This is a genomic window from Isoptericola sp. NPDC056134, from assembly GCF_042264825.1.
In the GTDB taxonomy this organism is placed as follows: Bacteria; Actinomycetota; Actinomycetes; order Actinomycetales; family Cellulomonadaceae; genus Isoptericola; species Isoptericola nanjingensis.
This window is the reverse complement of record NZ_JBHJVM010000002.1, coordinates 324,281-333,431: the sequence shown is the minus strand read 5'-3', so window position 1 is coordinate 333,431 and position 9,151 is coordinate 324,281. Positions and strand designations below refer to the sequence as shown.

Genomic DNA, 9,151 nt, shown 5'->3' with positions numbered 1-9,151 from the left:
CACCGCAACCGGTTGCGGTGTCGACCCGGCCTCTCTATCTCGCGGGTCCGAGTTCTCTATCTCGGCATCAGTATCTCGGCGTCAGCCGACCGGTGCGAGGTCCCCTCGCACCGACTCGGCGTCGCGCGACTCGCCGGCACGGCTGAGCAGCCCGGCGTAGACGTCCGCCGGGATCGTGTCGGGGATGTGCAGGCCCTCGGCGACCGCGATCCGGTCGCTGACCTCACGCAGCACGAGGGACATCGGCACGTCGAGCGCCTCGCAGATCGACGCCAGCAGCTCCGACGACGCCTCCTTCTGCCCGCGCTCGACCTCGCTCAGATATCCGAGCGAGACCCTCGCTGCGGACGACACCTCACGCAGGGTGCGCCCCTGGCGCTGCCGCGCGTCGCGCAGCACGTCGCCGATCTCACGTCGCAGTACGACCATCTCGCGCCCCCTCTCCGTGTCCGATCGTCCCGGCACCGGACCGGTCGTGACCGGGTTCCTCGTCCGTCCTGTCGTTCCCCTGGCTCCAGGGGTGGCACTACCGTACCGCGCGCGCGGCATGCCCGGCCTGGTGTGGCGTGCATCGAGACGGCTTCGTGCCCTGTCGGTCATCACACCCTTCGCAACGCGGGCACCCGGGGGCTTGTTCCCGCGGTCACGACCCGCGACACGCTCGTCACGCACCCTTCACAGGCCCGTCGTGCCGCGCGGCGTCGCCCCAGGCGTCGACCGCCAGCGCCAGCACGGCCCGCACCGCCCCCGCACGCACCTCGGCGCGGGTGCCGACGAGGTCGAGGCGGAGCACCCGGTCGCCCTCGGGCGTGCTCACGGCGACGTAGGCCTCGCCCGGCGGGTGACCGTCCTGCGGGTCGGGCCCCGCGACCCCGGTCGTCGCGAGCCCGACGTCGGCGCTCAGGACCCGGCGCACGCCCGACGCCATCTGCCCGGCGACCCCGGGGTCCACGGGGCCCCGGCGCGCCAGGAGGTCCGGGTCGACACCCAGCACCGAGGCCTTGAGGTCGGTCGCGTAGGCGACGACGCCGCCGCGAAGGACGGCGGACGCGCCGGGCACGTCGACGAGGGTCGCCACCACCAGCCCGCCGGTGAGGGACTCCGCGGCGGCCAGCGTCCAGCCGCGGGCGTGCGCGCCGCCGAGCACGGCGCGCGCGAGCGTCCCCGACGGCGTCGACGGCGCCCCGCCCGCCCCGTCCTGCGTCACGCGGCGGGCCGGGGGCCGGGCTCGCGACGCCCGGCGGCGAGGAGGCGCGCGCCCTGCACGAAGTAGTCGACGCCCGTCACGACGGTCACCGCGATCGCGGCCCACAGCACGATCCACGCCACGACGTGCACGGCACCGGGGAGCGCCGCCAGGGGCAGCAGGAAGAGCGTGATCGCGACGGCCTGCAGCACCGTCTTCAGCTTGCCGCCCCGCGACGCCGGCATCACGGCGTATCGCAGGACCACCATCCGCAGCACGGTGACGGCCAGCTCGCGCGCGAGGATGATCGTCGGCACCCACCACGGCAGCTCGCCCAGCGGCCAGCAGAGCAGGATCAGGGCGGCGCCCACGAGCGCCTTGTCCGCGATGGGGTCGAGGATCTTGCCGAGGTCGGTCACGAGGTTGCGCGACCGGGCCAGGTAGCCGTCGACGCGGTCGCTCACGGCGGCGACCACGAACACGCCCGTCGCCACGAGGCGCCAGGTGACCGAGTCCCCGCCCTCCATGAGCAACGCCCAGGCGAACACGGGCACCAGCGCGATGCGCACGAGGGTCACCGCGTTGGCGACGTTCCAGGGCGAGGGCGCTTCGTTGACCACCGGCCCACCCTATCGGGGCGACGGGCGTCGGACGCCCGCGGGCCGGTGGGCCGCGCGGGCAGTACTCTCCTCGCGTGCCGCGCCACGCGTCCGACGACGGACGACCCTCACGACGACGTCTCGTCGCCCTCGCCGCGCTGTGCGGCACCGCCCTCGGCGTCGGCGGGGTGCTCGCCGTCGGACCGCTCGGGGGCGCGGAGCCCTCGCCCCCCGCCGGCGCGGACGCGCCGTCGGCGGGCGCGCCTCCCGCCGAGAGCCCGTCACCGACCCCGAGCCCGACTCCCCGGCCGGTCGAGTTCACGCTGCTCGCCGCGGGCGACCTGCTCACGCACAACCCGGTCGTCAGGTCCGCCGGCGGGCCGCAGGATCCCGACTTCACCCCCCTGCTCGCCGGGCTGGACGCCTGGGTGGAGGGCGCCGACCTGGCCCTGTGCCACCTGGAGGTCCCGGTGGCGCCGAAGGGCACCGACCCCAGCGGTTACCCCCTGTTCGGCGCGCCCCCGGGCCTGGTGCGCGACCTCGACGAGCAGGGCTGGGACGGCTGCTCGACGGCCTCCAACCACTCCGTCGACCGGGGCTACGACGGCGTCACCGCCACGATCCGGCGCCTGGCCGACGCCGGGATGGGGTTCGCGGGGACGGCCCGCAGCGCGGCGCAGCAGGACGAGCCGCAGCGGTACGTGCTGACCCGCGAGGACCGGGAGATCACGGTCGCGCACCTGGCCGCCGCCTACGGGCTCAACGGGCTGCCGATGCCCGCGGACGCGCCCTGGGCGGTCGACCTCATCGACGCCGACCGCCTCGTGCGGCAGGCGCGCCAGGCCCGCGAGGACGGCGCCGACGTCGTCGTCGTCAGCCTGCACGCCGGGGTCGAGTACACGGAGGTGCTGACCGACCAGCAGGAGGATGTCGTGCGACGGCTCGCGCGGTCCGGTGAGGTCGACCTCGTCATCGGGCACCACGCGCACGTCCCCCAGCGGATCGACCGCGTGGGCAAGGGCCCCGACGGTGAGGGGATGTGGGTCGCCTACGGCCTCGGCAACCTGCTGTCGAACCAGAGCGCCGCGTGCTGCGACGCGCGCACCAGCAACGGCGTGCTGCTCATGGCGTCCCTGACCCAGGACACCCCGGACGACCCCACCCGCGTGACGGGGGTGACCTGGACCGGCACCACCGTGGACATCGGCGGCGGGCACGACGTGGTCGCGCTCCCTGACGCCCTCGGCGACCCCGGCACCACCACCCTGTCCCCCGCGGAGCTCGAGGCCCGCGAGGAACGGGTCCGGGACGCGGTCGGCGACGTCGCCCCGGAACGACAGGAGCCGTCCGTCGCCACGGGCCCTCCGCCGGAGGTGCTCCCCCGCGACGACTGACCGGCGACCGGCCCGGAAGCTCCCGGGCCCTTCGGGAGGCTCAGCGCCAGCCGTTCTCCGGGTCGGTGTCGGCGTCGTCGTGGTAGTCCGTCGCCACGGGCGGGGCGTGCCCGTCGGTGCCGTCCGCGTACGGGTCCGACGTGCCGCCGCCCGCGGACCCGCCGTCGGCGTCCTGGTCGTACGCCTGCGGCGTCTCCCCGCGGATGAGGGCGAGCGCGGACGGCAGGTCGTCGGGGGTCACCAGCACCTCGCGCGCCTTCGATCCCTCGGACGGGCCGACGATCTCGCGCGACTCGAGCAGGTCCATGAGACGGCCCGCCTTGGCGAAGCCCACCCGCAGCTTGCGCTGCAGCATCGACGTGGAGCCGAACTGCGTGGTCACCACGAGCTCGGTGGCCTGGAGCAGCAGGTCGAGGTCGTCGCCGATGTCCTCGTCCACCTGCTTCTTGGCCGCCGCCGGCGCGGTGACGTCCTCGCGGTAGACGGGCTTGAGCTGCGCCTTCACGTGCTCGACGACGGAGTGCACCTCGGACTCGGTGACCCAGGCGCCCTGCACGCGCATGGGCTTGGCCGCCCCCATGGGCAGGAAGAGGGCGTCACCCTGGCCGATGAGCTTCTCGGCGCCCGGCTGGTCGAGCACGACGCGCGAGTCGGCCAGCGACGAGGTCGCGAACGCGAGCCGGGACGGCACGTTCGCCTTGATCAGGCCGGTCACGACGTCCACCGACGGGCGCTGCGTGGCGAGCACCAGGTGGATGCCGGCGGCGCGGGCGAGCTGCGTGATCCGCTGGATCGAGGCCTCGACGTCGCGCGGCGCGACCATCATGAGGTCCGCGAGCTCGTCCACCACGACCAGGAGGTACGGGTACGGCGCGATCTTGCGCTCCGAGCCAGGCAGCGGCTTCACCTTGCCCGCCCGGACGGCGGAGTTGAAGTCGTCCACGTGCTTGTAGCCGAACGTGGCGAGGTCGTCGTAGCGGGCGTCCATCTCCCGCACCACCCAGTCGAGGGCCTCGGCGGCCTTCTTGGGGCTGGTGATGATCGGCGTGATCAGGTGCGGGATGCCCTCGTAGATCGTCAGCTCGACGCGCTTCGGGTCGACGAGGACCAGGCGCACCTGCTCCGGCGTCGCCCGCATGAGGATCGAGGTGATGAGCGAGTTGATGAAGCTGGACTTGCCGGCGCCCGTCGCGCCGGCGACGAGGATGTGGGGCATCTTCGCGAGGTTCGCGACGACGTAGCCGCCCTCGACGTCCTTGCCCACGCCCATGACCATCGGGTGCTCGGTGCGGCGTGCCGCCGACGAGCGCAGCACGTCGCCGAGCACGACCGTCTCGCGGTCGGAGTTCGGGATCTCGATGCCGATCGCGGACTTGCCCGGGATGGGCGACAGGATCCGCACGTCCGCGCTGGCCACCGCGTACGCGATGTTGTTCGACAGCGACGTGATGCGCTCGACCTTGGTCTTCGCGCCGACCTCGACCTCGTACCGGGTGACCGTCGGCCCACGGGTGAAGCCCGTCACCTGCGCGTCGACGCCGAAGTCCTCGAAGACCTTCGTCAGCGACTCCACCACGCGGTCGTTCGCCGCGGACCGGGTCTTGTGCGGCGCGCCCTTGCCGAGCGACTCCTCGCTGGGCAGCAGGTAGACCGTGTCGCCGTCGAGCATGGGCTGCTCGGCGCGGCCCATCGGCGGCAGCTCGCTCGCGGGGGCCGGGGCGGGCTCGTCGGGCACGACGGCGGCGACGGCCTCGGTCGGCGCGGTCGCGGCGGCGCCGACCCTCGGGGCGGCCTTGCCGCGCGGGCCCTTCGCCGCAGCCTTGGCGGCCGCGTCCTTCTCGAGCGTGGCGGCCTTCTCGAACGCCTCGTCCCCGGCGTACTCGTCGAGCCCGTCGGCCTCGGCCGCCTCGGCGGCCCGCTGCGCCTTCGTCTTGCGGGTGCGCTTCTTGCGCGGCGCCGGGTCGGTGCCGTCGTGCCGCGAGACGCCCTCGGCGAGCGCGAGCCCGTCGTCGTCCATGGCCTCGTCGGCCCGGTGGTTGCCGGTGAGGCGGTCGTACAGGCCGCGCAGCCGCTCGGGGATGCGGTGCACCGGCGTGGCCGTGACCACCAGGAGGCCGAAGAAGCCCAGGAGCAGGAAGAGCGGGACCGCGACCCACTCGGTCAGCCCGGTCACGACCGGCGTCGCGGCGAGGTAGCCGATGATGCCGCCGGCGTCCTGGAGCGCCTCGAAGCCGTCGCTCGGCGCGGGCGTGCCCTCCGCGATCGCGACGAGCGCGCACACCGACACGACGACGAAGATCAGGCCGATGGCGACGCGGGAGTTCGCCTGCCCCCGCTCGGGGTGCCGCATGACGCGGAAGCCCAGCCACAGGAGCAGCACGGGGACGGCCACGCCGGCCAGCCCCACGGTGCCGGCGACGACGGCGTGCACGACGGTGCCGAAGGTGCCGGAGATCCCCCACCACTCCCGCGCGGCCACGACCAGCGCGAGGGCGATGAGGAAAAAGGCGACGCCGTCTCGGCGGTGCTCGGGTTCCAGGTCTCTTGCTCCCTTGGTGATGCTGCGGGTCAGTCCGCCGAGCCCGTGCGCGACGCCCAGGTAGAGGCCGCGCACCGCCCGGACGGGCCAGGACGGCCCCGACCGTACCGGTCGTCGCGCCGGCGGCCTGCGCGTGCCGGTGCCCCGACCCGAGCTCCTGCCCGACCCCTTGCCCGACGAGCGGGTGGACGACGAGCGGCCGGAGGAGGACCGGGCGGGCGCACGCCGGGTCGGGGCGGCCACGGATGCGGTCCGCCCCGTTCGTGCCGTCCCCCGCGGAGTCCCGGTAATTCTGCGGGCGGGTGTCCGGGTCGCCATGATGCCCCCCACGGTACCCGCGCCACGGGTCGCGACGCCGCAGGTCCCGGGCGCGTGTTGCCGGCCCCCGGACGGGGCCTCAGCCGGCTGTGAGAAGGCCCACGGCCAGCGTCACGACGCCGGCGGCGAGGACGACGGCCCCGGCGGGCAGCAGGAGGACGGCCCGGTTCGGCGACGTGCGCCCGGCCCCCACGGCCGACAGGAAGAACCCGGCGGGCAGGAGGATCGCGGCGACCAGCACGCCGGTCGCGGCGAGCCAGCGCCAGCCTCCGACGAGGTCCGTCGCCTCGGCGAGCACCACGCACAGCAGGCCCAGGATGACGAGGACCCCGGCGTGCGCGTGCCCCGCCCGGAAGAACGCGGTCTGGAACGGCGTGACGGGCGCCTTCCCGGTGACCACCTTCACGAGGAACCAGCCGCCGGACTCGATGCCGACGACGGTCAGGAGGACGACGCCCGCGGTGATGCGGGCGGCGTCGGTGAGCTCGAGCACGGGAACCTCCGGGAGGACGAACGGGCCTTGTTTACGAACAGTGTTATAGAACACCGTTCGCAAACCAGGGTCAAGAGGTCTACGCTCACCGCATGGCCCGCCCCCGCCTGCACGACGACGCCCTGCGCACCCGCCTCCTGGAGGTCACCTCCGAGGCCCTCTCCACCGGGGGCGAGCACGCCGTGACGGTCCGGTCGGTCGCCGCCTCCGCCGGCACGAGCGCGTCCGCGGTGTACGCGCTGTTCGGCTCCCGCGAGGAGCTGCTCGCCGCCGTCAGCGCCGAGGGCTTCCGCCGGTTCGGCACGCACCTGGCCGCCGTCCCGCGCACCGACGACCCCGCAGCCGACCTGCGCGCCCTCGGCGTGGCGTACCGTCGCAGCGCGCTGGCCGACCCGCACTTCTACCGGACGATGTTCGACCGGGCCGTGCGCCCCGGCGCCGACGCCCCGCCCGCCGTCGAGCAGCCCACCTTCCGCGTGCTGCGCGGCGCCGCCGCGCGCGTGCTCGGCGTCGGGCCCGCCGACGCCGAGGCGGTCGCCGTCGGGCTGTGGGGGCTCGTGCACGGCCTGGTGTCGCTCGAGCTCGCCGGGCTGCTGCCCGGCGACGAGCCCGCCCGCGCCGCGCGCTACGACGCCGCGGCGGGCGCCGTCGGCCCCGCCCTGCTGTCGCGCTGAGGGCCCCCGTCAGGACGCGCTGCTCAGCCCCGGTGCTGCTCGACCCCCGCGCCACTCCTCGACGTCGGCCACGTGACGCGCCACCGCCTCGGGAGCCAGGAAGGACCCGCGGAACGACGCCGCGGCGAGGTCGGCGCGCTGGTCCCGCGAGAGGTGGAACTGCGCGGTCACGGCGTCGTCGACCTCGTCGACGTAGCCGCCGAAGTACGACGGGTCGTCGGAGTTCAGCGACACGTTCAGGCCCGCCTCGAGCATCGCCGGCAGCGGGTGCTGCGCGAGGGACGGCACGGCGCGCAGACGCACGTTGGAGACGGGGCACACGGTGAGCGGGACCTGGTCGCGCACCAGCCGCGCCACCACGTCCGGGTCCTCGAGCGCGCGGATGCCGTGGTCCACCCGCTCCGCGCCGAGCAGGTCCAGCACCTCGGTGACGTGCCAGGCCGGGCCCTCCTCGGCGGCGTGCGCCGTGCGCCGCAGCCCGTGCGCGGCGGCCTTGGCGAACGCCGGCGCGAACGGGGCTGCCGAGAAACCGACCTCCGTGGACGCGAGCCCCACGCCGGCGACCGGGGCGTCGAGCGCCAGCAGGTCGTCGAGCAGCTCCTCCGCCTCCGCCCCGGGGCGGTGGCGCAGGAACGCCGCGATCAGCAGGCCGGAGACGCCGAGCTCCGCCTCGCCGTCCGCGAGGCCCTGCGTCACGCCCGCCACGACCTCCGCCAGGGGCACGCCCCGCGCGACGTGCGTCTGCAGGTCGACCATGAGCTCGGCGTGCCGCACCCCGCCCGCCGCGGCCCGCCGCAGGTAGGCGACCGTGAGGTCCGCGAAGTCGTCCGCCGTGCGGAGCACCTGGGACGTCGCGTGGTAGAGGTCGAGGAAGGACTGCAGGTCCGTGAACGCGTACGCCGTGCGCAGCGCGGCCGGGTCCGCGAACGGCAGGGCGATCCCGTTCCGGTCGGCGAGGGCGAACGCCAGCTCGGGCTCGAGGGTGCCCTCCAGGTGCAGGTGGAGCTCGGCGCGCGGGGGTCGCTGCGGGCTCGCCGCGAGCGGGTGGGACGACGCCGGGGTCGAGGGGGTCGGAGTCATGCCAGGCAGCGTACGGTGCCGCGTGCGCCGCTCAGGCGACCGGGGCGAGCCCGGCCCGCAGCCCCCTGTGATCTCGCGCACCAGGCCGATCCAGAGGACGGCGCCCGCCACCACGGCCACGGTGGCGAGGCCCTCGAACACGGGGACCGTCTCCGGGTCTCGCGAGGCGAGGCCCAGGGACGAGAACGCCGCCTGGTTCGACGCCCACAGACCCACGAGCGAGCACGCCCACCACCAGCCGAGCCGGCTCGGCGTCCGGCCGCCCACCGCGGCGGCGCGCACGTCGCGCACCACCTGGAACGGGAACCAGAGGGAGACGACGGGGACCGCCCAGCCCAGCCAGACCCACACCGGCCCGGGCACCTGCCGGACCGCAGGGGACAGCACCACCGCGCCCCGCCGGCACTGCTGGACCCCGAGGCACGCGACGACGAACGCCGCGACCTGGAGCGGCAGGAGGAGGTTGCCGAGCTCGTCGTACGGCGTCGAGACCGACAGGCCGACCCGCCCGCCGCGAGCGCCGCCTCGGAGGGACCGACCACCTGGAACGAGGCGGCCGGGCGCACCACCTGAACGACGGACCAGGCCACCGCCAGGGCGACGGTCGCCGCCGCGAGCCCCGTCGGGGCGGCCGGCGCGGGAGCCGGCGGAGCCTCGGGCGGCGTGGCGCCGGGCGGCGGGGTGGCACCGGACGGCGGGGCGAACGGGTCGGGCTGGGTCGTGGAGACCTCCGGGACGGCGGCGGGGCGGGGGGGAGGGCGGAGCTGGTGCGCCCGCCCCCCCCCCCCCCCCCCCCCCCCCCCCACCCCCCCCCCCCCCCCCCCCCCCCCCCCCCCCCCCCCCCCCCCCCCCCCCCCCCCCCCCCCGT

8 protein-coding genes (1 of these 8 only partly in view) are annotated in these 9,151 nt (G+C 75.5%); 2 read left to right on the top strand and 6 right to left on the bottom strand.

What is annotated here, in order from left to right; genetic code table 11:
• Positions 1–81: 81 nt before the first annotated feature.
• From ACFCZN_RS03955 to pgsA, 3 genes are all read right to left on the bottom strand, one after another.
• On the bottom strand, positions 82–429 hold the full coding sequence (locus tag ACFCZN_RS03955; protein ID WP_429762229.1) for a helix-turn-helix domain-containing protein: 348 nt from the start codon (positions 427–429) through the stop codon (positions 82–84).
• A gap of 235 nt (positions 430–664) precedes the next feature.
• On the bottom strand, positions 665–1,207 hold the full coding sequence (locus ACFCZN_RS03950) for a CinA family protein (RefSeq protein ID WP_430555881.1): 543 nt from the start codon (positions 1,205–1,207) through the stop codon (positions 665–667).
• Positions 1,204–1,806 carry a CDP-diacylglycerol--glycerol-3-phosphate 3-phosphatidyltransferase gene (pgsA, locus tag ACFCZN_RS03945; protein ID WP_430555880.1) on the bottom strand — a complete coding sequence of 201 codons (603 nt, stop codon included), beginning with the start codon at positions 1,804–1,806 and terminating at the stop codon, positions 1,204–1,206. Before pgsA ends, ACFCZN_RS03950 begins: the two co-directional genes overlap by 4 nt.
• 74 nt (positions 1,807–1,880) lie before the next feature.
• Between pgsA and ACFCZN_RS03940 the strand changes: the two genes are divergently transcribed.
• Positions 1,881–3,179 carry a CapA family protein gene (locus ACFCZN_RS03940; RefSeq protein ID WP_429762232.1) on the top strand — a complete coding sequence of 433 codons (1,299 nt, stop codon included), beginning with the start codon at positions 1,881–1,883 and terminating at the stop codon, positions 3,177–3,179.
• 40 nt (positions 3,180–3,219) lie between these two features.
• Here the strand turns inward: ACFCZN_RS03940 and ACFCZN_RS03935 are convergent, their stop codons facing one another.
• Both ACFCZN_RS03935 and ACFCZN_RS03930 read right to left on the bottom strand, forming a co-directional pair.
• Complete coding sequence (locus ACFCZN_RS03935) at positions 3,220–5,793, bottom strand: DNA translocase FtsK 4TM domain-containing protein (protein WP_429762233.1); 2,574 nt, start codon at positions 5,791–5,793, stop codon at positions 3,220–3,222.
• 322 nt (positions 5,794–6,115) lie between these two features.
• A complete protein-coding gene (locus ACFCZN_RS03930) occupies positions 6,116–6,529 on the bottom strand; it encodes a hypothetical protein (protein WP_430555879.1) in 414 nt (137 codons plus the stop codon).
• A 92-nt stretch (positions 6,530–6,621) separates the two neighbouring features.
• Here ACFCZN_RS03930 and ACFCZN_RS03925 point away from each other — a divergent pair, with 92 nt between their 5' ends.
• Complete coding sequence (locus tag ACFCZN_RS03925; RefSeq protein WP_430555878.1) at positions 6,622–7,203, top strand: TetR/AcrR family transcriptional regulator; 582 nt, start codon at positions 6,622–6,624, stop codon at positions 7,201–7,203.
• A 9-nt stretch (positions 7,204–7,212) separates the two neighbouring features.
• Here the strand turns inward: ACFCZN_RS03925 and add are convergent, their stop codons facing one another.
• A protein-coding gene (gene add / locus ACFCZN_RS03920) for an adenosine deaminase (RefSeq protein WP_430555877.1) crosses the window boundary here: on the bottom strand, positions 7,213–9,151 show its 3' portion. 188 nt of this gene lie beyond the right edge of the window; only the last 1,939 of its 2,127 coding nucleotides appear in the window; the start codon falls outside the window, past its right edge — the gene reads right to left on this strand; its stop codon occupies positions 7,213–7,215.